Here is a 22664-nt window from a genome sequence, read left to right on the forward strand (position 1 = left end):
CGCCCTGTCCACAGCCCCGCAGTATTTGACCCCGTTCAGGGGGCGTGCGAGCATGTGCCGTCCCCGTCCCCGCACCACCGAGGTCCCATGTCGTCCGCGCCGTCACGTCCCACGTCCCTGGGGGCGCAGCTCGCCCGCCGCAAGCCGATCGAACAGCTGCAGGCCGAAGCCTCCCGCGGTGTGAACGGGGAACCGCTCCGTCGGTCGCTCGGCGTCTGGCAGCTGACGATGATCAGCGTCGGGGCCACGCTCGGCACCGGCATCCTGGTCGTCCTCGGCACCGCGGTCCCGCTCGCCGGTCCCGCCGTCTGGATCTCGTTCGTCGTCGCGGGGATCGCCGCGCTGCTGTCCGCGCTGTCGTACGCCGAGATGGCGGGCGCCGTCCCGACCTCGGGGTCCAGCTACTCGTACACCTACGCCACGATGGGCGAGGGCATCGCCTGGATCTGCGGATGGTGCCTCGTGCTCGAGTACGCCGTCTCGGTGGCCGCGGTCGCCGTCGGTGCCAGCGAGTACGTCGACGAGACCCTGCGCGTGTTCGGACTGCACCTGCCCACCGCACTCGCCGCTCCCCCGGTCGACGGCGGCGTGGTCAACCTGCCCGCGGCGGTCCTGGTCCTGCTCGCCACCGCCGTGCTGCTGCCCGGTGCCCGCGAGAGCGCCTGGGTGAACACGGTCATGGTGATCGTGAAGATCGCTCTGCTGGTCTTCTTCGTCGTCGTGGCGTTCACGGCGTTCCGGGCGCAGAACTTCGAACCGCTCGCCCCGATGGGTGCCGCCGGGGTCACCGCCGCCGCGTCACGGTTGTTCTTCTCGTACATCGGCTTCGACGCCGCTTCGACCGCCGGTGAAGAGGCGAAGAACCCCCGCCGCGACCTGCCCCGGGCGATCATCGGCTCGATCGCGCTCATCACCGCGCTGTACATCCTCGTCGCGATCGCCGCCGTCGGGGCCCGCTCGTGGACCGCGTTCTCGTCGTCCGAGGCGTCGCTCGTCCGCATCGTCGTCGACGTCACGGGGCAGCCGCTCGTCGCCCTCGTGTTCTCCATCGGCGCCGTCGTCGCCATCGCCAGCGTCGTGCTCACCGTCCTGTACGGCCAGACCCGCATCCTGCTCACGATGTCCCGCGACGGTCTGGTGCCGAAGGTCTTCGGCCGGGTCTCCCGACGCACCGGCACCCCGATCGCGAACACGCTCATCATCGGGATCGCCGTGACGATCGTCGCCGCGCTCGTGCCCCTCGGGGAACTCGCCGACGCCACGAGCATCGGCACCCTCGTCGCCTTCGCCCTGGTGAACGTGTCCGTTATCGTGCTCCGCCGCTCGCAGCCCGACCTGGAGCGCTCGTACCGGGTGCCGCTGTTCCCCGTCGTGCCGGTCCTCGGCACCCTGAGCTGCGTGCTGCTCGCGGTGTTCCTCGGCGCCACCACCTGGATCGCCTTCGGCATCTGGATGGTCGCCGGTGCCTTGCTCTACCTGGCCTACGGCCGCCGCCACAGCACCCTGCGCTGACGCGCGCGCGCCACGCCGCCCCGCCCGCCCGCCGCGCCGACCTCACGCGCTCACTCCCGCAAAGCGACGGATGCCCGCGGAACATTCGCGGCACTCTGTCGCTTTGCCGGGAGGCATGACTCACCTCCCGCGAGAAGTGTCGCTCTGGCAGCACCAACAAGCCAGGACGTCATCGGCACGGCACACCGTGCTGACGGAACAGGGTTCGGAGGCGCTCCGGCACGACGAGGTGCTCCCAGTACACGCGGACGAACCCGTTGACCTCGCCGCGAGCACGGACCCGGTCCTCGCGCCGCTTCTCGCTCCAGACGGCGTCGGCGCCGCTCCTCCCCCGCAGCATCTCGCGGTCCTCGTACTTCTGCCGCCCGTCGAACTCGATCACGATCCCCTGCCTCGGCAACCAGAAGTCGACCCGGTCAACGGCGCCGTCCACGCCGGCGAACTCGTGCTGCGGTTCCATGTCCGGGCACCCGAGCTCGGCCGCACGCGCTGCGAAGTAGGACTCGCCCACCGACTCGTGGCGGACATCGCAGATCTCCAACGCGTGCTCAAGGCGGACCGCGCCCCACGGACCGGCAGTCAGCGCCAGGTGCTCGAGGTCTTCGTGCCGGACTCCGTTGCGGAGCGCGTGGTCCAACCCGACGACCGCTGCAGCCAGGGGTCCCCGACGGGCGAGCTCGATCGTCGTCTGCGCGAGAGCGGTGTACTCGACGCCGTGGAAACGGTGCCCCGACACGAGCGAGGACCCGGCGTGCATCGTCAGCCCGGTACGTCGGAGGTCGTGCTCCAGTGCGGGCACGTTCGCATGGACGCGCTCCGGCCACGGGTCGAGACGAGGTGCCCCGAGGATCGCAGCCGCTGAGCCGAGCGACCACACAGCGCCTCCGCGGAGCAGCGGGAGAGCGGCCCGCATGCGGACGAGGTGTCGACTCCGGCCGTCGAGCGCGTCCCACGCCGAGCGGTCGACGTAGACGCCATGTCGCACGCGGACGAGTTCACCGGCCAGCTTGCGGCGCTGCAGCTGTCGAGCGTCCGCGCGGTCGAGTCTGTTCGTCCGGAACAGTGCGATGGCGTTGGCGGGGTGCATGGCAGCACTCTGTCGCCCAGCGCAACCGATGTCGGCGACGTTCGCCGATCTGTGGAGAATCCACGCGCCTCCAGGCGGTCGTGCCGCGATGCCAAAGCGACGATTCTCCGGAAGTGGGCACCGCCAGAGGCGCTGAAGCGACAAGAAGCTGTGCTCTTTCCGGGCCCATCTGTCGCTTTGGGGAAAGCGACAAAGAAGCGCACACACCCCAGCACACGACGAAGGCCGCCGCCCCGAGGGGCAGCGGCCTTCGTGACCGGAACGGTCGAGACTACGCGAGCTCGATCGTGGCGCCAGCGGCCTCGAGGGTCGCCTTCGCCTTGTCGGCGGTCTCCTTGTTCGCACCCTCGAGGATCTTGGCGTCGGCGGTCTCGACGAGCGCCTTGGCCTCACCGAGGCCGAGCGACGTCAGGCCACGGACCTCCTTGATGACCTGGATCTTCTTGTCACCAGCGGACTTGAGGATGACGTCGAACTCGGTCTTCTCCTCAGCGGCCTCGGCCGGAGCAGCTGCGCCGGCGGGGGCGGCAGCGGCGACCGGGGCGGCCGCGGTGACCTCGAAGACCTCTTCGAACTTCTTCACGAAGTCCGAGAGCTCGATGAGCGTGAGCTCCTTGAAGGCCTCGATGAGCTCGTCCTGCGAAAGCTTCGCCATGATTTTCTCCTACTACTAGCTAGTACGTGTGGTTGATGAACGCGAGCCTGATCAGGCCGCGGACTCCTGCTTCTCGCGAAGGGCGTCCACGGTGCGGACGGCCTGCGAGAGGGGTGCCTGGAACAGGTACGCAGCACCGAACAGCGAGGCCTTGAGTGCGCCGGCGAGCTTGCCGAGCAGCACTTCACGGGACTCGAGGTCGGCGAGCTTGTCCACCTCGGTCGCGGTGAGCGGGTTACCGTCGAAGTAACCGCCCTTCACCACGAGCTCGGGGTTCGCCTTGGCGAATGCACGCAGCGACTTCGCGACGGCGACGGTGTCACCGTGGACGAAGGCGAGAGCGGACGGACCGGCGAGCTCGTCGTCGAACGACGAGATGCCGGCGTTGTTCGCCGCGATCTTGGTCAGCGTGTTCTTCACCACGGCGTACGTGGCGTGCTCACGGATCGAGTTGCGGAGCTCCTTGAGCTGCGCGACCGTGAGACCGCGGTACTCGGTGAGCAGAACGGCGTTCGAGCTACGGAAGGACTCCGTGAGCTCGGCGACCGCAGCTTCCTTGTTCGCCATGGTTCTCCTTGGGGGTCTTGCCGGCAGCCCCAGGTCCACGAACGAAAAAAGCTCCGGCGCAGAGGCTCGGAGCTGCTCTCACCAGATGGTGGGAGTGGTTCGGAACACCTGCGCGGGATGCCTCACGAGTGAGGACCTTCGGTCACGATGTTCACAAACACGTTGCGAGCAGCACGACATCCGGCGGTCTTTGGCTTCGAGAACAGTAGCAGATGCCGTGGACGAGACCAAACAGCGGTCGGGAGGCGCGGGGCGGGCCCGCCCCGCGCCTCCCGTCCGTCAGTGGGTACGGTCCACCGCAGCGGGTGTCGCCGACCAGTCCGCGGACCCGGCAGGGTCAGCCGACGACGACGCGACAGCCCCGGCCCCGGCCCCGGCCCCGGCGGCAGCCGCAGCCGCAGCCGGGTCGCGGGGCAGGTGCACCGTGAACACGGTGTCCCCCGGTTCGCTCGTGACCTCGACCCGGCCGCCGTGCGCCTGCACGACCGCGTCCACGATGGCGAGCCCCAGGCCGGTCGACCCGACCGTGCGGGACCGCGAACTGTCCGCCCGGGCGAAGCGCTCGAACAGCTTCGGCAGGAACTCCGGGTCGATGCCCTGGCCGGTGTCGCGCACGGTCAGGTCAACGCCGCCGTCGACCGGGGCGAGGCCCACCGTGATGCGGGTGCCCTCGGGCGTGTGGGTCCGGGCGTTCGTGACGAGGTTGACGATGACCTGGTGCAGGCGTGCGGCGTCGCCCGTGATGGTGACCGGCTCCGGCGGGACGTCGACCTCGATCGGGTGTTCGGGGGACGCGGCGTGGGCGTCGTTCACGGCGTCGAGCACCAGTCCGGTCAGGTCGACCTCGGCGAACTGGATCTCGCGGCCTTCGTCGAGCCGGGCGAGGAGCAGCAGGTCCTCCACCATCGAGGTCATCCGGATGGACTCGGACTCGATGCGGCTCATCGCGTAGACGACGTCCTTCGGCAGGTCGCCGCCCATGCGCCGGGTGAGTTCGGCGTACCCGCGCACCGAGGCGAGCGGTGTCCGGAGCTCGTGCGAGGCGTCGGCGACGAACTGCCGCACCTTCTGTTCCGAGCGCTCCCGCGCCTGCATCGCACTGCCGATGTGCCCGAGCATGCGGTTGAAGGCGCTGCCGACCCGGCCGACCTCGGTGCGGGGGTCGGTGTCGGGCACACGGACACCGTCGAGGGCGTCACTGCGATCGAGCGGCATGCGTGCGACGGTGGAGGCGGTCTCGGCGACGCGCTCGAGCGGCCGGAGCGACTGCCGGACCACGAACGCCGCGACGACCGAACCGGCGACCAGTGCGGCTGCCAGGACGGAGAGGACCCCGGCGAACAGCTTCCAGACGCTGTCGTAGACGGGGGCCATCGGGAGTCCCACGACCAGGACGGCCGGGCCGACGTTGACGGCGGCGAGGCGGTACCGCCCGACGTCCGAGCCGAGGTCGATCGTCTCCGGGTCGGCGTCCACACGGACGGACCCCAGTGCCTCGGCGCTCGTCTGCGGGACCCCGCTCGGGCGGCCGTAGTCGTCGAGCACGTTCGCGATGACGACCTGCCCGTCGACGAAGTACGCCGTCAGGGTGCCGGCGGCCTGCCCGGACGGCCGGGACAGGTCGATGCTCGGCTGCCCCGACTGGTTCTGCTGCAGGTACCGCTGCGCCCGGTGGGTGGCGCTCGTGATCTGCTTGTCGATCGCGCTGGTCTGGATCGAGAAGAGCGCGATGATGCTGGCCGCCCCGATCACCGCGCTGACGGCGACGACGAGGGCGACGATGCTCAGGACGAGCCGGCGCCGCAGGGTCACGAGGTCGGCTTGATGACGTACCCGACGCCGCGCACCGTGTGGATCATCGGGGTCTCACCGGCGTCGATCTTCTTGCGCAGGTAGGAGATGTAGATCTCGACGACCGACGACTTGCCGCCGAAGTCGTACGACCACACCCGGTCCAGGATCTGCGCCTTCGAGAGCACCCGCCGGGGATTGCGCATCAGGAACCGGAGCAGCTCGAACTCGGTGGCGGTCAGTTCGACCGGGCGGCCGGCGCGGTGCACCTCGTACGACTCCTCGTCGAGCACCAGGTCGCCGACCACGATGCGGGAGTCCCCGGCCTCGGAGATCGAGATCTGCGAGCGGCGGATGAGCCCACGCAGCCGCGCCACGACCTCCTCGAGGGAGAACGGCTTGGTGACGTAGTCGTCGCCGCCCGCGGTGAGCCCGGTCACGCGGTCCTCGACCGAGTCCTTCGCGGTGAGGAACAGCACCGGGGTGTCGTCGTTGTTCTGCCGCAGCCGGCTCAGCACCTGCAGCCCGTCGAGGTCCGGCATCATCACGTCGAGCACCATCGCGTCGGGCTTGAACTCCCGCGCGGTCGTCAGGGCGTCCTGCCCGCCGTTCGCGCTCTTGACGTCCCAGCCCTCGTAGCGGAGCGCCATGGACAACAGGTCGGTGAGGCTGGCTTCGTCGTCGACGACCAGGATGCGCAACGGGGTTCCGTCGGCACGCGTGAGGCGCGGGGCTGCTGCGGGCTGGGAGATGGTCACGTCTTCGAGTATCGAGAAATTCCTATGAGTCGTCTGTGGCGCGGCCCAGTGCGTTCTGTGGATCGAGGACACGTCCACGTCTGCCGCTCCGTACGTTGGGAGCATGTTGCGATCTGCAGCCTGGCCCCCGTCGGCCCGGCACCTGGACACCGCGCGGATCGAACGGACGACCGGGAGGCCCGGCTCGCCACCGACGGACCGCCTGACGGTCGCGCGGGCGGTCGCCGCCACCACCCCACCCCTGTCCGCCGGTGCGGCCGGCGGGTTCTTCGGCACGCTCGCCGCGGTCGCCGCGGCGGACGTCGCCACCGCCCGCACCGTCGAGCCGCACCTGGACGCGCTCGGGATCCTCGCGCAGGCCGGGGTCGACGCCCCGGACGGCTCGACCTGGGGCGTCTTCGCGGCCGAGGGGCCGGGCCTCCGACTCGACGCCGCACCACAGCACGACGGCACGGTCCTGCTGCGCGGCACGAAGCCGTGGTGCTCGCTCGCCTCGACGCTCTCGCACGCCCTGGTCACCGCGCACCTGGGCGACGAGCGGGTCCTCGTCGCCGTGGACCTGCGACAGCCCGGGGTCACCGCGCACGACGAGGCCTGGGCCGCACGAGGCATGCCGGACGTGCCGAGCGGTCCGGTCGACTTCGACGGCGTCCGGGCACGACCCGTCGGGGCGCCCGGCTGGTACCTGCGACGCCCGGGCTTCGCCTGGGGCGGCATCGGCGTCGCGGCCTGCTGGTGGGGCGGTGCAGTCGGGCTCGCCCGGGTGCTCCGTGACACCGCGTCGGCGCACCCGGAGTCCGAGCTGCTGCAGGCCGCCCTCGGCGCCACCGTGGCCGACCTCGCCGACGCGGAGGACGCCCTCGCCGACGCCGCCGCCCGGATCGACGACTCCGACCCGGCCTCCGACGACACCGACTGGCGGTTGCTCGCCCAGACCGTCCGGTCGCGGGTGCGCCGTTCGGTCGACGCCGTGCGCGAGCGGGTGGTCTCGACGATCGGCCCGGCTCCACTGACCGCCGACCCCGCAGTCGCCGCGCGGGTCGCCGACCTCGAGCTCTACGTCCTGCAGGACCACGGCGCGCGGGACCTCGCCCGCATCGGCCGGATGGTGCTCGAGCGGGGCGGTGTCGCGTGGTGAGCTTCGACCACCGCGAGCCGGGCACCGACCCGGCGGCGTGGACGGGGTTCCTCGACGGCCTGGACGCACCGGCGATCGACCTCTCCGGCACCGGGTCGGTGGTGGTCGTCGCGCCCCACCCCGACGACGAGACCCTCGGCGCCGGTGGGCTGATCGCGGCCGCTGCAGCCGTCGGCATCCCCGTGCACGTGCTGCTCCTCACCCGCGGCGAGCGCTCCCACCCGGGCTCCCCCACGACGACCCCGGACGCACTCGCCACCGCCCGTGACGCGGAGTTCGTTGCGGCCCTGCGCACCCTGCACCTCGACGTGACGTCGACCTCGGTGGGAATCCCGGACGGCACGACCCGTGAACACCGAGACCGTGTCGTCGACAGCCTCGACACGGTGCTCGCCGACGCCGCCCGCCCCGTGCTGCTCGTCGCGCCGTGGCGTGGGGACGGGCACCGCGACCACCGCATCGCGGGCGAGGTCGCCCAGGCCACTGCGGCGAGCGCCCCCGACGTCGACCTGCTCGCGTACCCGATCTGGGCCTGGCACTGGGACGACCCGGACCACTCCCTCGCCCCGTGGGACGACGTCCGGGCCCTCGCGCTGCCCGACGACCTCGTCGCCCGGAAGCGTGCCGCCCTCGATGCCTACCCGTCGCAGACCCGGCCCCTGTCGCCTGCACCGGGAGACGAGGCGATCGTCGACGACCGGCACGCCGCCCACCACCTGCGGACGACGGAGTGGTTCTTCGTGCCTGGGTCCGCCGCGTCGCGGTCGCGCGAGTCGTTCGACGCCCACTACGACCGGAAGCCCGAGGGGTGGGACTTCGACGGGTCCTGGTACGAGCAGCGCAAGCGGGCCGTGACGCTGGCGGCGCTCCCCCGCCCGCGCTTCCGGTCGGCGCTCGAGCTCGGCTGCGCGACCGGGGTCCTGACCGCTGCCCTCGCCGACCGCGCGGACGACGTCCTCGGCACCGACATCTCGGCGGCGCCGCTGGAGCGTGCCGCCCGGCGCGCCCCGACCGCGCGGTTCGTGCAGGCTGCTCTGCCGGCGGAGTGGCCGGACGGGCGGTGGGACCTGGTGGTGATGTCCGAGGTCGGGTACTACCTGTCACCAGCCGACCTCGACGCGACGATCGATCGGGTGCTCGGGTCGCTCGACGACGACGGCGTGCTCGTGGCCTGCCACTGGCGGCACCCCGACGACGAGGCCGTGTCGAGCGGTGACGCGGTGGACGCGCGGCTGACCGAACGGTGGCCGCGTCCCGCTCTGCTCCGACACGTGGAGGAGGACTTCGTCCTGAGCGTCCTGCCCGGCCCGGCGGTCACCTCGGTGGCCCGGGCCGAGGGGATCATCCGGTGACCGGGCCGGAACCGCGTGCACGCATCGACGTCGTCGTCCCCGCGCACGACGAGGCGGACCGGATCGCCGCGTGCCTCGACGCGCTCCTGGTGGCCGTCGACCGGCTCGCCGCGGAGCGACCCGGAGTCGAAGCCGCCGTCACGGTGGTCCTCGACGGCTGCACGGACGGCACCGCTTCGGTGGTCGATCGGTACGCGGTCGACGTCCTGACCACGGACCGTGTCGGGGTCGGTCGGGCACGCACGATCGGGGCGACGCACGCGCTCCGTGCGCACGCCGGCGACCCGGCTGCCCGGTGGCTCGCCCACACCGACGCCGATTCGCGCGTGCACGAACGGTGGCTCGTCCAGCAATCCGACGCCCTCACCTCCGGTGCGCAGGTGCTCGTCGGTGCCGTCGTCCCCGACCCGGACGACCTGGCGCCCGCGGTGCTCGACCGCTGGACGCGGGCGCACCCGCCCGGTGCCGCCCTCGGCCACGTGCACGGCGCGAACCTCGGCGTGCTCGCCGCGGCGTACGTCAGCCTCGGCGGGTTCGACCCCGTGCCCGAGCACGAGGACGCGCGGCTGGTGGCCCGGGCACGGGCGCTCGGTTTCCGGGTGGACGCCACCGTCGACCTGCCGGTGGTGACGAGCGGGCGCTTCGCCGGCCGGACCCCCGGCGGGTACGCGGAGCACCTGCGCCAGCGGTACGGCGACGTCGGCTGACCCGGCCTTAGTCGCCTCATAGGTGCGCGATGGGTCGGTCATCGACAGTGTGCCTAGCTTCTCCTCCGTCGGCCCCGCCGCGTGCTCTGCGCGGCCGGTGACCCCAGCCGGCCACCACCGAGGAGAACCATGTTCCTGACCTACCTCAGGCGCGAACTCACGAACCGCAAGAAGCAGACGGTCATCATCGCGATCGGGATGGCCCTGGCCATCGCCCTCGTGGTGATCGTGTCGTCGATCTCGGGTGGCGTGCAGGCAGCGCAGTCGAGCGTCCTGCAGTCCGTCTACGGCGTCGGCACCGACATCACCGTCACCAAGACCGCGACGGCGTCGACGAACGGCGGGCGTCCGAGCTTCGACTTCGGCAGCCAGGGCGACAGCGACGACGACAGCGGTTCGACCGACCTGTCGCAGTCCCGGCTCGCCGTCGCGCGCGGCACGAGCACCCTGAACGCCGCGAACCTGTCCACGATCACGAGCACCGACGGCGTCAAGGCCGCGACCGGTGTGCTGACCCTCGAGAACAGCACGTTCTCCGGCCAGGTCCAGCAGCAATCGACCGACGACAGCAGCACGGACAGCAGCAGCGACTCCAGCAGCGACAGCACCACCCAGCAGGGCCCGCCGAGCGGGGACACCGGCGGTGGCGGCGGGTTCGGCGGTGGGTCGTTCAGCGTCGACTCGTTCACGGTGACCGGCATCCCGGTGTCCGGCGCGACGGTCGGTCCGCTCACGAGCACCGAGCTCACGAAGGGGCGCACCTTCGCCGCGAAGGACGCGGGCAAGGACGTCGTCGTGCTCGATGCGTCGTACGCGAAGAGCGAGTCCAAGGCGGTCGGCGACACCGTCGACATCGGCGGCACCGACTTCACCGTCATCGGCATCGTCAGCTCCACCGGCTCGGCCTCGACCACGGGCTCGAACACCTACATCCCGCTCGACACCGCGCAGGCGCTGGCCGACCTCGACGGCAAGGTCACCTCGATCTACGTCTCCGCCGAGTCCTCGTCCGACGTCAGCACGATCAAGTCCGCACTGCAGGCGAAGCTGACGAGCGCCACCGTCTCCACCGAGGCCGACCTGGCCTCGAGCGTGTCCGGGTCGCTCAGCACCGCCTCGAGCCTGGTCTCGAACCTCGGCAAGTGGCTGTCGATCGTCGTGCTCGCCGCGGCGTTCCTCATCGCGATCCTCTTCACGATCTCCGGCGTGACCCGCCGCACCCGCGAGTTCGGGACCCTCAAGGCGATCGGCTGGTCGAACGGCCGCATCACCCGACAGGTGGCCGGCGAGTCCCTGGTGCAGGGCCTGATCGGCGGCGTGCTCGGCGCCGCGGCCGGCCTGATCGGCATCCTCGTCGTGAACGTCATCAGTCCGACGATCTCGGCGAGCGCCTCGAGCACGACCGGCGGGGGTGCCGGTGGCGGTGGTGGCATGCCCGGCGGCGCAGCGACAGCGGCCGCGGGCAGCGGCACGACGGGCGGTGCACCGGCAGGAGGCTTCGGCGGCGGCGCGAGCACCGCGTCGACGACCGACGTGGTCCTGCACGCCCCGGTGACCGTCGAGATCATCCTGCTGGCGATCGGCCTCGCGATCCTCGGCGGCCTCATCGCCGGCGCGCTCGGCGGCTGGCGTGCGAGCCGGCTCCGTCCGGCCGAGGCGCTCCGGAGCGTGGCCTGATGCCCGGCCGCACCGACACGACCGAACCGACGACAGGAGCAACCGTGACCAGCACCGACACCGCGACCGGCGAGGCGGAGGCGAGCCGTGCCTCCAGTCCGATGTACCGGCTGACGAACGTCAGCAAGACCTACCAGCAGAAGAACCGGACCGTCACCGCCCTGACGAACGTCCACCTGACGATCCCCCAGGGACAGCTCGTGGCCGTGCAGGGGCCGACCGGCGGCGGCAAGTCGACGCTGCTGCAGATGCTCGGGGCACTCGACCGGCCGAGCGCCGGGTCGATCCACCTCGGTGGCGACCGCGACGTGGCGAAGCTCGGCGACGGCGCGCTGACCGACCTGCGGGCGACCGAGATCGGCTTCGTGTTCCAGAGCTTCAACCTGATCCCGACGCTGACGGCGCTCGAGAACGTCGAGACGGCGTTCGCGGGGTCGCTCGCGAACCGGTCGCGGAGCGAGGTCCGCGAGCGTGCGGTCGGCGCGCTCCGCGAGGTCGGACTGGGTGAGCGGATGGAGCACCTGCCGGCCGAGCTGTCCGGCGGCCAGCAGCAGCGCGTGGCGATCGCCCGGGCGCTGGTGAAGAACCCGAGCGTGCTGCTCGCCGACGAGCCGACGGGTGCGCTCGACGAGTCGACCCGCGACGAGATCATGGCGCTCATCGAGAAGCAGTGGCGGGAGCGCGGACTGACCGTCGTCATCGTCACGCACGACTCGTGGGTCGCGAAGCGTGCCGAGCGGCGCCTGCACATCAAGCAGGGGCAGGTCCGCGAGGTCTAGCGGGGCGGGCGGGTGCGCGGGGAGGCGCCGGGCGTCCGCCCGCGTTTCGCGCTGAGCGACAGTCCACGCCTCCAGGAGCGCGTGGACTGTCGCTCAGCGCGTGAAGACGCCGCCGCTACCCCGCCGCCGGGTAGTCGCAGTACGCGAACCACGTCGAGTCCGGGGCCCACGGTGGCACGTTGACCGTCCCCTGCCCGCCGTCGAGGGCCACCAGGGTCTCCGGCTGGACCGCGATCCGGGCGCCCCGGACGAGCGACCCCGGCAGCAGGCGCAGCTCGATGCGGTGGTCGGCCGGGTGGCCCTGCACGCCAGGTTCGTACGACAGGTAGAGCAGGTGTGCGGCGTCCGGGGACAGGTGCGGGAACCAGTTCACCCGGTCGTCGTTCGTCAGGCGGACGGGGCTGTCGTGCCCGGGCCAGCGCACGGCAAGTTGCGCGGTACCGGGGGTGAACCGCTCCGTGTTCCAGAGCAGGATCCCGCCGGCCGGACTGATGGTGCAGCCGTCGTCGGGGTGCTCGTCCCGCGTGACGAACGTCGGCTCGCCGGTCTCCGGGTCGACCATCGCGACGTCGGTGGTCCAGACGCCGTCCTCGGACAGCTCCCCCACGATCGCCGCGAGGGCGCTCCCGTCGGGGGCGATGCCGTGCAGGTAGAACTTGCGCTTGGTGGGCAGGGCCGCTTCGACGTCGGTGATCCGGGTCGCGGGGCCGCCCTCGGGCAGCGGGACGCGGTACAGCTCGCCGTCGCGGGCACTCACCACGATGGAGCTGCCGGACGGGTCGAGCACGTGGTCGTTGTTGATCTCGTCGACGCCGTCCATCGGCACCGGCACGAGCGCCGTCTCGTCGAGCACGGTGCCGGTGCCACTGTCGGCCGACGGCAGTCGCAGCAGCCACAGGTCGCCGTCGCCGTTGAGCACCAGGGTCTCGGCGTCCAGGACGTTCGGCGCCTCGACGAGCACCGTCGCCGACTCGAACACGAGCCGCGAGGTGCGGGACTCGACGTCGTACACGTGCACGCGGCTGGTCTGTCCGGGCAGCAGCTGCCGCCCGCGGGTCTCGTCGCTCATGGTTCCATCCTGTCGTCGGGGTGCTGGTCGGGTGGTCGGGTCGGTGGGGAACGGCAAAACACCGGTGTCCACGCTGCACACCCCGTGATGCGGGGGCGTCGAGCGTGAACACCGGTGTCTTGCGGAAAGGCTCTGCCTACTTCACGGCACCCGCGGTCAGGCCGGCGACGAACTGGCGCTGGACCACGAGGAACGCGGCCACGACCGGGATCGACACGACGAGCGACGCCGCCATGACCTGGTTCCAGTACACGTTCGTCTGCGTCGAGTACTGCTGCAGACCGACCGCCAGGGTCGAACCGAGGCCGTTCGTCATGACCGAGGCGAAGAGGACCTCACCCCAGGCCGTCATGAACGAGTAGATCCCGACCGCCACCAGACCCGGACGGGCCGACGGCAGGATGACCCGGAACAGCGCACCCATCGGGCCCGAACCGTCGACCATCGCGGCCTCGTCGAGTTCGCGCGGGATGGTCTCGAAGTACCCGGCGAGCATCCAGATCGAGAACGGGAGCGTGAACGTCAGGTACGTGATGATCAGGCCGAGCCACGACCCGACGAGCTGGATGCCGAGGGAGTTGCCGAGGTTCGTGAAGATCAGGAACAGCGGCAGCAGGAACAGCACGCCGGGGAACATCTGCGTGGAGAGCACCGCGGTGGTGAAGGTGCTCTTGCCCTTGAAGTTCCAGCGCGAGACACCGTAGGCGGCGAACGTCGCGATGATCAGCGAGAACACCGTCGCCACCGTGCAGACCACGAGCGAGTTGATGAAGTACCGGCCGAGCGGCACCGTCGACCACATGTCGATGAACGGCTGGAAGGTGATCCGCGACGGGATCCACGTGAAGTTGTCCTGCACGTCGCCGAGGGGCTTGATGGCCGTGGTGATCATCACGTAGAGCGGCACGACCGTGAACAGCGTCAGGACGACCAGGGTGATGATCTTGAAGGACTTGGCGCCAGTTGTCTCACGCACGGACGGACCTCCGGTTGGTCACGGCCAGGTAGATGCCGGTGACGACGAGCAGGAAGAGCAGGAGCAGGACGCTCATCGCGGCACCGGAACCGAAGTTCCAGGTGATGAACGACGCGTTGTAGATGTGGAAGCTCAGCAGGTCCGCGGCGGGTGGCTGCGCGGTCGAGCCGAACAGCACGAACGGCGTGTTGAAGTCATTGAACGTCCACAGGAACATCACGAGCACGAGCGTCACGTTGACGGGGCGGACCATCGGCAGCGTGATCGAGCGCCACTGGCGGAACGGCTTGGCACCGTCGACCGAGGCGGCCTCGTACACGTCGTTCGGGACGGACTGCAGGCCGGCCATGAGCATCAGGAACGCGAACGGCCAGGTCTTCCAGATCGCCACGACGACGACGGCCACGAACGCGTTGTTGCCGATGAGCCAGAACGGGGCGTTGCCGCCGAACAGCCCGAGTTGGTCGACGAGCAGGTGGTTCAGGGCCCCCGAATCACGCTGGAACATGAACTTCCAGGTGATGACGCCGGCGTACATCGGCAGCGCGTAGGGCACGAGGAACAGGGTGCGGAAGAGCCCGCGTCCGGCGAACGGCTTCTGCAGCGCGACGGCTGCGGCCATGCCGAAGGTCCAGGAGAGCCCGACCACGAGGACCGTGAAGGCGCACGTGATGAGGAACGAGTTGAGGACCCCGCGGCCGATCGCCTGGTCGAAGTCGACGACGACCTGGTAGTTCCGGAACCCGGCGAAGGGCGCGGCACCCCAGTTCGCGATGAAGTACTTGGTGAGCTGGATGAACGAGATCCAGATGCCGGTGAGCATCGGGACGATGTGGATGAGCAGCTCGAACAGGATGGCCGGCGCGACGAGCGCGTAGGGCAGCCAGTGGGTCTTGCGCTTGCGACCTGGCGGACGGCCCGACATCGTCGGGGCCTTCGTGTGCGTCAGGTCGATGCGCTCCGAGTCGGGCAGGACCGTCGTGGACATCTGGTGGGGCCTTTCGGCAGGAGGGGCGTGCAGGTGCGGTCCGCGCGGCCGTGGCAGCGGCCGGGAGGCGCGGGGTGCGTGGGGCGTGCGCCGCACGGCCGACGCGTGGTCGGCTCTGGGGCGTGTGCCTCACGGCCGACGGGTGGTCGGCCCTGGAGCGTCAGGGGTGGAGGCCCGGGCGCGTCCGGCGGACGCGACCCGGGCCTCCAGGGTGGATCAACCGGCGGCCTGGGACACCTGGTCCTGGGCGGTCTGCAGTGCCGACTTGATGTCGGCCTCGGAGACCTTGGAACCGGTCGCGATCTTGGCGAACATGTCGTTCATCGCCTTGCCGACCGTGGACTCGAACTGGTCCTCGGCGGGCACCAGCGGGAGCGGCTTCGCCTTGTTGTTGTAGATGTCGAGGAACGTCTTCGTCTGCTCGTCCGTGACGGAGTCAGCAGCCTCGGCGAGCACCGGCAGAGCCGAGTACGGCTTGTCCAGCGTCGTCTGCGTGTCCATGCTCGTCATGTACTTGACGAACTTGAGCGCGCCGTCCTTGTTCTTCGTGTTCTTGAAGACCGACAGGTTGATACCGGCCGGGAACGAGGCGATCTGCTCGCCACCGCTCGGGGCGGGCAGCGCCACGACGCCGTACTCGGACGACTTCATGCCGAGGGACTCGATGGTCGCGTTCGCGTTGTTCTGGTTGAGGATGAACGCGGCCTTCTTCTTCGCGAAGTCCGTGGTCGACTGCGTCGCGTTGTCGTACTGCGCGTTCGACAGGTTGGCGACCTTCGAGTCCTGCATGAGGTCGAGGTAGCGCTTGATGCCGTCGACGTTGGCCTTCGAGGTGAAGGTCGGCTTGCCGTCCTTGTCGAACCACTCGCCACCGTTCTGCGCCGAGTTGATGAACGCGAAGTGCGAGTTCTCGGTGTACGAACCACCCGCGAGGCTGAAGCCGTAGGTGTCACCCTTGGTCAGCTTCTCGGCGTCGGAGACCATCTCCTCCCACGTGGTGGGCGGGGTGATGCCGGCGTCCGACAGCATCTTCTTGTTGTAGTACAGGCCGTAGGCGAGGCCGTAGAGCGGGACGCTCGTGACCGTCTTGTCGGGCGCGCCACCGGTGGACAGGGCGACCTTGCCGAACTTGTCCTCGCCGCCGATCGCCTTCATCTCGGCGTCACCGAACTCCTGGAAGGCGCCGGTGGCCTGGAGCGAGGTCGCCCAGGTGTTGCCGATGTTGACGACGTCCGGGCCCTGGCCCGAGGTGACGGCGGTCTGGATCTTGTTCTGCAGGTCGTTCCAGCCGATGACCTGGAGGTCGACCTTGATCCCGGTCTCCTTGGTGAACTTCTTGAGGACGGGGGTCAGCACCTCCTTGTCGTTCTGCAGGGACGTGCCCTGGTTGGACGCCCAGTAGGTGAGCGTCTTGGAGTCGCCGGAGTCGCCGGACGAACCGGAGGAGCAGGCTGCGAGGCCGGACACGGTGAGTGCGGCGGCCGCGGTGATGGCCAGTGCGCGGATGGCAGTGCGCATGACTCTCTACTTTCTCGTCGTTGAGATGGTGCAGGGATGGTGCAGGAGTGGAGCTGGTGCTGCGGATGGTGCTGGTCGGGTGCTGCTGTGGGTTGCGGGCAGCGCCCTGGCGGTCAGGCCAGGGTGCGTTCCGCGGGGTCCCAGCCCTCGGGGAGGGTCGGGGAGGGCGACACGGTGCTCTCGACGAGCACCGCCTCGCCACGTTCTGCCGCCTCGGCGATGGAGACCATCACGTCGAGGACGTGGAAGGCGAGCGCACCGGGGACGCGGTTCTCGTCGCCGGCCCGCAGCGAGCGGGCCAGGTCGACCACGCCGGTGCCGCGCGAGTAGGTGGAGCCGACCGCGGGGATCGTCTCGGGCTCTTCGGAACCGAGGGCGTACAGCTCGGTGTCGCCGTCGAAGTTGTTCGGGTCGGGGAACACGACGGTGCCGGTCTCCCCCGCGATCTCGACGAAGCCGGTGCGGCCGCGGTCGGACTCGAACGAGAAGACGCTCTGCGCGCTCCCGCCGTTCTCGAACTCGATCAGCGCGGAGTGGTTCGTCGGGACGTCCACCGGGAACTCGGTGCCGGCCTTCGGCCCGGAGCCGATGGTGCGGGTGGCGCGGGACTTCGACGCCGTCGCGGTGACCTTCTTCACCGGTCCGAACGTCTGGACGAGGGTGGTGATGTAGTACGGGCCGATGTCGAACAGCGGACCGGCACCGTACGCGAAGAGGAACTCAGGGCTCGGGTGCCACGACTCGGGTCCGGGGCTCTGGAAGAGGGTCAGGCCGTTCAGGGGGGTGCCGATGCGGCCGTCGCGGATGGTGCGGAGCGCGGTCTGCAGGCCGGCGCCGAGGAACGTGTCCGGGGCGACGCTGACGGTCTTGCCCGCGGCGGCCGCGGCGTCGCGGAGCTCCGCGGCGCTGGCACGGTCGAGGGCGTAGGGCTTCTCGCCCCAGACGTGCTTGCCGGCGGCCAGGGCCTGCAGCGCGACCTCGACGTGGGCGGCCGGGATCGTCAGGTTCACGACGATCTCGATGTCGTCGTCGGCCAGGAGCTCCTCGACGGTGCCCGATCCGGGGACGCCCCACTTCTCGGCCTGGGCGGCGGCGCGCGGCAGGTCGATGTCGGCGATGAAGCGGACGGTCACGTCGGGGAAGACGGTGAGGTTCGACAGGTACTGGTCCGAGATGACCCCGGCGCCGATGACACCGACGCCGACCGGGCCGGTGCGGGTGGTGCTGTCGGTCGCCGTCGCAGCGGCGGTGGTTGTGTCGGTCATGCGCGGGCCCCCTCGAGGAACGTGTAGGAGTCGGCGACGGCCTGGAAGACGTCACCCTCGTGGTCGTCGAGCTCGACGACGTGCAGTGCGTCGGGCGCGGCGGCGATGATGTCGCGGATCGGCATGATGCCGTTGCCGACGGCGACCTGCTGCTTGTCGTCGTGCGAGCCGTCGCCGTCCTTGACGTGCAGGAACTGGACCTTGTCGCCGTACTTGCCGATGACCGCGACCGGGTCGTCCCCGCCGACCTGCACCCAGTAGGTGTCGAGCTCGAGCACGACGTCGTCGGACAGGGCGTCGGCGAAGACCTCGTAGGCGCTGACGCCGTCGATGCGGTTCGAGAACTCGAACGCGTGGTTGTGGTAGCCGAGCACCAGGCCGTGGTCGGCGGCACGCGGGGCGAGGGCGCTGAGTTCGCGGGCGATCGCCTCGACGTCCTCGCGAGTGGTCCAGCGGGACTCGTCGATGTGCGGGTCGATGAGGGTCCCGAAGCCGAGGGTGGTGGAGGCGTGGAAGATGCGCTCGAGGTCCTGCTCGCCGGCATCCAGCAGACGGGCGTGGCCGCTCGGGGCGGCGAGGCCGGCGTCACGGAGGGCGACGGCGAGTTCGTCGGCGTTGTCGACGAAGCCGAAGGCCTCGACGTTCGTGTAGCCGATGTCGGCGATGCGCTGCAGGGTGCCGGGCAGATCGGCACTGAGGGCATCGCGGACCGTGTAGAGCTGGACCGAGAGCGGTTGGGTCACCGGGGGTTCTCCTCGTCGAGATGGTGCGGTCGTCACTGACCGATCGTCACACTACGAGCACTTTTGTCGGCGGTCAAGCAGAAGTCCGAGGAATGTCGACGGACTTCATTGCGTGGCGCGAACGATGTGTGCTTCACTCCCCACATGGTCGACTTGAACCGGACGGCAGCGTCGCCTCCGGTCGGGACGAGCGAGCTCTTCCAGATCCTCCGCGACGGCGTGCCGCGCACCAGGGCCGAGCTCGCCGCACTGACAGGACTCGCACGCTCCACCATCGGCGTGCGCCTCGACTCCCTGATCGACATCGGGCTGGTCGGCGCCGTGGACACCGCCGTCTCCACCGGCGGCCGTCCGCCCGCCCAGGTGGCGCTGAAGCCCCGCGCCCGGCTCGTGATCGCCGCCGACCTCGGCGCCTCGCACGGTCGCGTCGCCGTCACCGACCTGGTCGCGGCACCGCTCGCCACCCGCGAGGCCCGGATCGACATCGCCGCCGGTCCGGTGCCGACGCTGTCCTGGCTCGTCGAGACGATCGACGACCTGCTCGCCGAGGTCGGGCGCAGCCGACAGGACGTCATCGCGATCGGGATCGGCGTCCCCGGGCCGGTCGAGTTCTCCACCGGCCGCCCGGCCAACCCGCCGATCATGCCCGGTTGGGACGGCTTCGACGTGCCCTCGTGGCTCCGCCAGCACATCGCCGCCCACGTGCTGCTCGACAACGACGTGAACATCGCGGCCCTCGGTGAGCGGGAGCACGGCTGGCCGGACGTCGACCACCTGCTGTTCGTGAAGGTCGCCACCGGCATCGGGTCCGGCATCGTCTCCGAGGGCCGGCTGCAGCGCGGCGCCCAGGGCACCGCGGGTGACATCGGCCACGTGCGGGTCTCCCGCGCCGGCGACGTCCCCTGCCACTGCGGCAACACCGGCTGCCTGGAGGCCGTGGCCTCCGGTCCGGCGATCGCCCGCGCCCTCCGCGCGAAGGGGCACGACGTGCACACGGGTGCGGACGTGATCGACCTGGTGAACCGGTCCGACCTCGACGCGATCTACGCCGTGCGACAGGCGGGTCGGGACATCGGCGAGGTCCTGGCGACCTGCATCTCGCTCATCAACCCGTCCGTCATCGCACTCGGCGGATCGATCACGCAGGCCGGTGAGCACCTGCTCGCCGGCGTCCGCGAGGTCGTCTACTCCCGCTCGATGCCCCTGGCCAGTGAGCACCTCGTCATCGTGCAGTCCCGCGCCGGGTCCCTCGCCGCGCTGCAGGGCGCCGCGGCCCTCGCCATCGGCTACGCCCTCTCCCCCGCCGGGGTCGACGAGCTGGTCGCCTTCGCCGAGGGCCGCGAACTCGTCTCCTGACGCGCACCCGCGGTCGCGTGAGCGCGTCGGTTTCGGTCTTGCCGGTGGTCGGGGGGACAATCGTCGGGTGACGATCGTGCAGCCCACCCTGTGGGGCGACCTGGACCCCGGTCTGGAGGCCCTTCCCGGGTCGTCCGCGCCGGTCCCGGCTGCGCGTGATGCGTTCACCGCCCTGCGCGGCCACACCGAGCGCATCGTCGCGCACTCCTCGGACCGCGTCGCCTGGCTCCGCGCCCGCGCCATGGGCATCACCGCCACCGACGTCGCCCGGCTCGCCTCACTGCGCGCCGTCGAGGCCGTCGTGACCGAGAAGCGCTACGGCTCCCGGTTCTCCGGCAACGCGTTCACCGAGCACGGCAAGGACCGCGAACCGGTCATCGCCGCCTGGGTCGCCGCCACCCACGGCATCCAGCCCTCGGCGCACCTGTTCCATGCCGCCGCGAACCGCGCCCACCTCGCCACCCCGGACGGCGTCGGGGTCGACGAGTCGTCCCGCGTGGTGCTCGCCGAGATCAAGACCACCGGCAAGGCCTGGCGGAGCATCCCGCGGCACTACCTCCGGCAGATCTGGTGGCAGCAGTACGTGCTCGGCGCCGACCGCACCCTGTTCGTCTGGGAACGCCACGACGGGTTCGTGCCGGTCGCCGACGAACCCGAGTGCCGCTGGGTCGACCGCGACGACGACCAGATCCGCGGGCTCGTGCAGCTCGCCGACCTGGTGCTCGACAAGCTCCGCGGCTTCCGCTCCTAGACCTTCACCAGCCGCAGCCGACTCATCCCGACGACGAGGATGCCGAGCAGCGTGATCGAGACCGCGATCCCGACCACGTAGATCGCGACGACGCCGTAGCCCTGCGCCGGATCGAGGAACGGGTACGGCACCCACCCGTCGGTCGCGCCGCGGACGAGCACCACGGTGGTCCAGACCGCCGGGTAGAGCAGGAACCACCACACGTGGCGGAGCAGCAGCCGTGCGCGGTCCGAGAACAGCAGCCAGTCGAGCACCGCGTACACCGGGATGATCTTGTGCACGATGTCGTTCGACCACGGCACCGAGGCCGACACGTTCGCGCCCGTGAGCAGCGTGTTGTAGACGATGCCGGTCGTTGCGATGTACACCGTCGCGGCGCCACGGAGCACCGAGACGGCGAGGTCCGCCCGCTTGCGACGCGCCGCCGCGACGAGCGTCATCGCGAGGGCCACGGCGATGATCAGGTTCGACTGGATCGTGAAGTAGCCGAAGAAGTTCCAGAACGAGTAGGTCGGGGTCTGCGAGCTCTCGAGCCACTGGGCCACGACCGCGACGACGATGGCGATGACGGCGATCAGTCGGAGCGAGTTCACGAGGGTGCGCACGGCACCACGTTATCGGGACACGGCGACGACGTGCAGGAAGGGCCCGCACCGTTGCCGGTGCGGGCCCTTCCATGGGTCGGAGGACCCGTGAGTCAGTGGACTCAGATGCTGTTGACGTCCAGCGGGATGCCGGGGCCGAAGGTCGTCGAGACGGCGCCCTTCATGACGTAACGGCCCTTCGAGGACGACGGCTTGAGGCGGTTGATCTCCTCGAGCGCGGTCGAGATGTTCTCGTCGAGCTGCTCCGGCGTGAACGAGGCCTTGCCGACGACGAAGTGCACGTTGGCGTGCTTGTCGACGCGGAACTCGATCTTGCCGCCCTTGATGTCGTTGACGGCCTGCGCCACGTTCGGGGTCACGGTGCCGGTCTTCGGGTTCGGCATGAGGCCACGCGGGCCGAGCACCTTACCGAGACGACCGACCTTGCCCATGAGCTCCGGGGTCGAGACGGCGGAGTCGAACGAGGTGTACCCCTCGGCGACCTTCGCGATGAGCTCGTCGCCACCGACCTCGTCGGCACCGGCGGCGATGGCGGCCTCAGCAGCCGCACCCGTCGCGAAGACGATGACGCGGGCGGTCTTGCCCGTGCCGTGCGGCAGGATGACCGTGCCGCGGACCATCTGGTCGGCCTTGCGGGGGTCCACGCCGAGCTTCAGCGCGACCTCGACCGTGGAGTCGGTCTTCGAGGAACCGGTCTCCTTGGCCAGGGCGACGGCCTCGGTCGGGGTGTAGAACTTGTCGGCCTCGATCTTCGCGGCCGCGGCCTGGTAGGCCTTGGACTTCTTCGCCATGGTGGTCTCCTTGCGAGATACGTGGTTGGCGAGCCGGCGAGGCTCTCCCACGGAAAGGTGTCTGGTGGTGGGCCGGAGCCCGATCGGTGCTTAGGCCTCGACCGTGATGCCCATCGAGCGTGCGGTGCCGGCGATGATCTTCGCGGCCTGCTCGATGTCGTTGGCGTTCAGGTCGGCCTGCTTGGTCTCGGCGATCTGACGGACCTGGTCCATCGAGATCTTCGCGACCTTGACCGTGTGCGGGGTCGAGGACCCCTTCTGCACACCAGCAGCCTTCTTGATGAGCTCAGCGGCCGGCGGGGTCTTCAGGACGAACGTGAACGAACGGTCCTCGTAGACGGTGATCTCGACCGGCACGACGTTGCCACGCTGCGACTCGGTCGCCGCGTTGTACGCCTTGCAGAACTCCATGATGTTGACGCCGTGCTGACCGAGCGCCGGACCGATCGGGGGGGCCGGGTTGGCGGCTCCCGCGTTGATCTGCAGCTTGATCAGGCCCGTGACCTTCTTCTTCGGTGCCATGACTTGTCTTCCTCCTGGAATCGAACACACGGGGATCCGTGCACTCTCCCGCTGGTC

General features: G+C 70.2%; 22 protein-coding genes. 8 read left to right on the top strand and 14 right to left on the bottom strand.

The genetic code is table 11. The features are described from left to right. The first annotated feature begins 87 nt into the window (after window positions 1–87). Window positions 88–1512 (top strand): amino acid permease, encoded by a 1425-nt coding sequence (locus tag DEI98_RS05155; RefSeq protein WP_110863385.1) that lies wholly within the window; start codon window positions 88–90, stop codon window positions 1510–1512. A gap of 169 nt (window positions 1513–1681) precedes the next feature. On the opposite strand, the gene DEI98_RS05160 is transcribed toward DEI98_RS05155, so the two are convergent. The 5 genes from DEI98_RS05160 to DEI98_RS05180 all read right to left on the bottom strand — a co-directional run bounded on the left by DEI98_RS05160 (window position 1682) and on the right by DEI98_RS05180 (window position 6370). Continuing rightward, window positions 1682–2599, bottom strand: coding sequence for a hypothetical protein (locus DEI98_RS05160; RefSeq protein ID WP_111100136.1), 918 nt, complete (start codon window positions 2597–2599; stop codon window positions 1682–1684). Between the two features lie 271 nt (window positions 2600–2870). After that, complete coding sequence (gene rplL / locus DEI98_RS05165) at window positions 2871–3254, bottom strand: 50S ribosomal protein L7/L12 (RefSeq protein ID WP_027466380.1); 384 nt, start codon at window positions 3252–3254, stop codon at window positions 2871–2873. Window positions 3255–3305: 51 nt separating this feature from the next. Further along, entirely contained in the window at window positions 3306–3821 is a 516-nt protein-coding gene (rplJ, locus tag DEI98_RS05170) for a 50S ribosomal protein L10 (protein ID WP_017888663.1), read from the bottom strand. 279 nt (window positions 3822–4100) lie between these two features. Beyond that, a complete protein-coding gene (locus tag DEI98_RS05175) occupies window positions 4101–5633 on the bottom strand; it encodes a cell wall metabolism sensor histidine kinase WalK (RefSeq protein ID WP_111100137.1) in 1533 nt (510 codons plus the stop codon). Beyond that, the gene (locus DEI98_RS05180) at window positions 5630–6370 is read right to left on the bottom strand and encodes a response regulator transcription factor (protein ID WP_110863388.1); all 741 of its coding nucleotides are present in this window, start codon (window positions 6368–6370) and stop codon (window positions 5630–5632) included. The genes DEI98_RS05175 and DEI98_RS05180 overlap by 4 nt, the downstream gene beginning before the upstream one ends. Before the next feature lie 103 nt (window positions 6371–6473). Here DEI98_RS05180 and DEI98_RS05185 point away from each other — a divergent pair, with 103 nt between their 5' ends. The 5 genes from DEI98_RS05185 to DEI98_RS05205 all read left to right on the top strand — a co-directional run bounded on the left by DEI98_RS05185 (window position 6474) and on the right by DEI98_RS05205 (window position 12023). Further along, window positions 6474–7508 carry an acyl-CoA/acyl-ACP dehydrogenase gene (locus tag DEI98_RS05185; RefSeq protein ID WP_111100138.1) on the top strand — a complete coding sequence of 345 codons (1035 nt, stop codon included), beginning with the start codon at window positions 6474–6476 and terminating at the stop codon, window positions 7506–7508. Continuing rightward, window positions 7505–8860 (top strand): bifunctional PIG-L family deacetylase/class I SAM-dependent methyltransferase, encoded by a 1356-nt coding sequence (locus tag DEI98_RS05190; protein WP_258370743.1) that lies wholly within the window; start codon window positions 7505–7507, stop codon window positions 8858–8860. Before DEI98_RS05185 ends, DEI98_RS05190 begins: the two co-directional genes overlap by 4 nt. Further along, window positions 8857–9567: a glycosyltransferase family 2 protein gene (locus DEI98_RS05195; protein ID WP_181437947.1), complete on the top strand. Its 711-nt coding sequence runs from the start codon at window positions 8857–8859 to the stop codon at window positions 9565–9567. Before DEI98_RS05190 ends, DEI98_RS05195 begins: the two co-directional genes overlap by 4 nt. 129 nt (window positions 9568–9696) lie before the next feature. Next, entirely contained in the window at window positions 9697–11244 is a 1548-nt protein-coding gene (locus DEI98_RS05200) for an ABC transporter permease (RefSeq protein ID WP_071406327.1), read from the top strand. Between the two features lie 101 nt (window positions 11245–11345). After that, window positions 11346–12023, top strand: coding sequence for an ABC transporter ATP-binding protein (locus tag DEI98_RS05205; RefSeq protein ID WP_111100204.1), 678 nt, complete (start codon window positions 11346–11348; stop codon window positions 12021–12023). Window positions 12024–12138: 115 nt separating this feature from the next. Here DEI98_RS05205 and DEI98_RS05210 read toward each other — a convergent pair whose 3' ends face one another. The 6 genes from DEI98_RS05210 to DEI98_RS05235 all read right to left on the bottom strand — a co-directional run bounded on the left by DEI98_RS05210 (window position 12139) and on the right by DEI98_RS05235 (window position 18582). Continuing rightward, window positions 12139–13092, bottom strand: coding sequence for a biopolymer transporter Tol (locus DEI98_RS05210; RefSeq protein WP_111100141.1), 954 nt, complete (start codon window positions 13090–13092; stop codon window positions 12139–12141). Window positions 13093–13228: 136 nt separating this feature from the next. After that, window positions 13229–14068 carry a carbohydrate ABC transporter permease gene (locus tag DEI98_RS05215; protein ID WP_071406325.1) on the bottom strand — a complete coding sequence of 280 codons (840 nt, stop codon included), beginning with the start codon at window positions 14066–14068 and terminating at the stop codon, window positions 13229–13231. Further along, complete coding sequence (locus tag DEI98_RS05220; RefSeq protein WP_017888646.1) at window positions 14061–15056, bottom strand: carbohydrate ABC transporter permease; 996 nt, start codon at window positions 15054–15056, stop codon at window positions 14061–14063. The genes DEI98_RS05215 and DEI98_RS05220 overlap by 8 nt, the downstream gene beginning before the upstream one ends. Before the next feature lie 216 nt (window positions 15057–15272). Next, on the bottom strand, window positions 15273–16574 hold the full coding sequence (locus DEI98_RS05225) for a sugar ABC transporter substrate-binding protein (RefSeq protein ID WP_071406324.1): 1302 nt from the start codon (window positions 16572–16574) through the stop codon (window positions 15273–15275). Between the two features lie 113 nt (window positions 16575–16687). After that, complete coding sequence (locus tag DEI98_RS05230) at window positions 16688–17839, bottom strand: Gfo/Idh/MocA family protein (RefSeq protein WP_071406323.1); 1152 nt, start codon at window positions 17837–17839, stop codon at window positions 16688–16690. Beyond that, complete coding sequence (locus tag DEI98_RS05235; protein ID WP_111100142.1) at window positions 17836–18582, bottom strand: sugar phosphate isomerase/epimerase; 747 nt, start codon at window positions 18580–18582, stop codon at window positions 17836–17838. The genes DEI98_RS05230 and DEI98_RS05235 overlap by 4 nt, the downstream gene beginning before the upstream one ends. Before the next feature lie 144 nt (window positions 18583–18726). Here DEI98_RS05235 and DEI98_RS05240 point away from each other — a divergent pair, with 144 nt between their 5' ends. Continuing rightward, window positions 18727–19938, top strand: coding sequence for an ROK family transcriptional regulator (locus DEI98_RS05240; RefSeq protein WP_110863395.1), 1212 nt, complete (start codon window positions 18727–18729; stop codon window positions 19936–19938). Window positions 19939–20005: 67 nt separating this feature from the next. Next, window positions 20006–20689 (top strand): YqaJ viral recombinase family protein, encoded by a 684-nt coding sequence (locus DEI98_RS05245; protein WP_110861533.1) that lies wholly within the window; start codon window positions 20006–20008, stop codon window positions 20687–20689. Here the strand turns inward: DEI98_RS05245 and DEI98_RS05250 are convergent. The 3 genes from DEI98_RS05250 to rplK form a co-directional block, all read right to left on the bottom strand. Further along, window positions 20686–21294, bottom strand: a complete 609-nt coding sequence (locus DEI98_RS05250) for a Pr6Pr family membrane protein (RefSeq protein WP_111100143.1) — start codon at window positions 21292–21294, stop codon at window positions 20686–20688. The genes DEI98_RS05245 and DEI98_RS05250 overlap by 4 nt on opposite strands. A 101-nt stretch (window positions 21295–21395) precedes the next feature. Further along, window positions 21396–22085, bottom strand: a complete 690-nt coding sequence (gene rplA, locus DEI98_RS05255) for a 50S ribosomal protein L1 (protein ID WP_017888639.1) — start codon at window positions 22083–22085, stop codon at window positions 21396–21398. Between the two features lie 90 nt (window positions 22086–22175). After that, window positions 22176–22607, bottom strand: a complete 432-nt coding sequence (rplK, locus tag DEI98_RS05260) for a 50S ribosomal protein L11 (RefSeq protein ID WP_017888638.1) — start codon at window positions 22605–22607, stop codon at window positions 22176–22178. Window positions 22608–22664: the final 57 nt, after the last annotated feature.

It is taken from the genome of Curtobacterium sp. MCLR17_034, assembly GCF_003234485.1.
In the GTDB taxonomy this organism is placed as follows: Bacteria; Actinomycetota; Actinomycetes; order Actinomycetales; family Microbacteriaceae; genus Curtobacterium; species Curtobacterium flaccumfaciens.

Excerpts from the sequence above, each read along its gene's own strand:
- DEI98_RS05155 (WP_110863385.1), top strand. The coding sequence starts at position 88 with ATGTCGTCCGCGCCGTCACGTCCCACGTCCCTGGGGGCGCAGCTCGCC.
- DEI98_RS05160 (WP_111100136.1), bottom strand. The coding sequence starts at position 2,599 with ATGCACCCCGCCAACGCCATCGCACTGTTCCGGACGAACAGACTCGAC.
- rplL (WP_027466380.1), bottom strand. The coding sequence starts at position 3,254 with ATGGCGAAGCTTTCGCAGGACGAGCTCATCGAGGCCTTCAAGGAGCTC.
- rplJ (WP_017888663.1), bottom strand. The coding sequence starts at position 3,821 with ATGGCGAACAAGGAAGCTGCGGTCGCCGAGCTCACGGAGTCCTTCCGT.
- DEI98_RS05185 (WP_111100138.1), top strand. The coding sequence starts at position 6,474 with ATGTTGCGATCTGCAGCCTGGCCCCCGTCGGCCCGGCACCTGGACACC.
- DEI98_RS05200 (WP_071406327.1), top strand. The coding sequence starts at position 9,697 with ATGTTCCTGACCTACCTCAGGCGCGAACTCACGAACCGCAAGAAGCAG.
- DEI98_RS05205 (WP_111100204.1), top strand. The coding sequence starts at position 11,346 with ATGTACCGGCTGACGAACGTCAGCAAGACCTACCAGCAGAAGAACCGG.
- DEI98_RS05210 (WP_111100141.1), bottom strand. The coding sequence starts at position 13,092 with ATGAGCGACGAGACCCGCGGGCGGCAGCTGCTGCCCGGACAGACCAGC.
- DEI98_RS05220 (WP_017888646.1), bottom strand. The coding sequence starts at position 15,056 with ATGTCCACGACGGTCCTGCCCGACTCGGAGCGCATCGACCTGACGCAC.
- DEI98_RS05225 (WP_071406324.1), bottom strand. The coding sequence starts at position 16,574 with ATGCGCACTGCCATCCGCGCACTGGCCATCACCGCGGCCGCCGCACTC.
- DEI98_RS05230 (WP_071406323.1), bottom strand. The coding sequence starts at position 17,839 with ATGACCGACACAACCACCGCCGCTGCGACGGCGACCGACAGCACCACC.
- DEI98_RS05240 (WP_110863395.1), top strand. The coding sequence starts at position 18,727 with ATGGTCGACTTGAACCGGACGGCAGCGTCGCCTCCGGTCGGGACGAGC.
- rplA (WP_017888639.1), bottom strand. The coding sequence starts at position 22,085 with ATGGCGAAGAAGTCCAAGGCCTACCAGGCCGCGGCCGCGAAGATCGAG.
- rplK (WP_017888638.1), bottom strand. The coding sequence starts at position 22,607 with ATGGCACCGAAGAAGAAGGTCACGGGCCTGATCAAGCTGCAGATCAAC.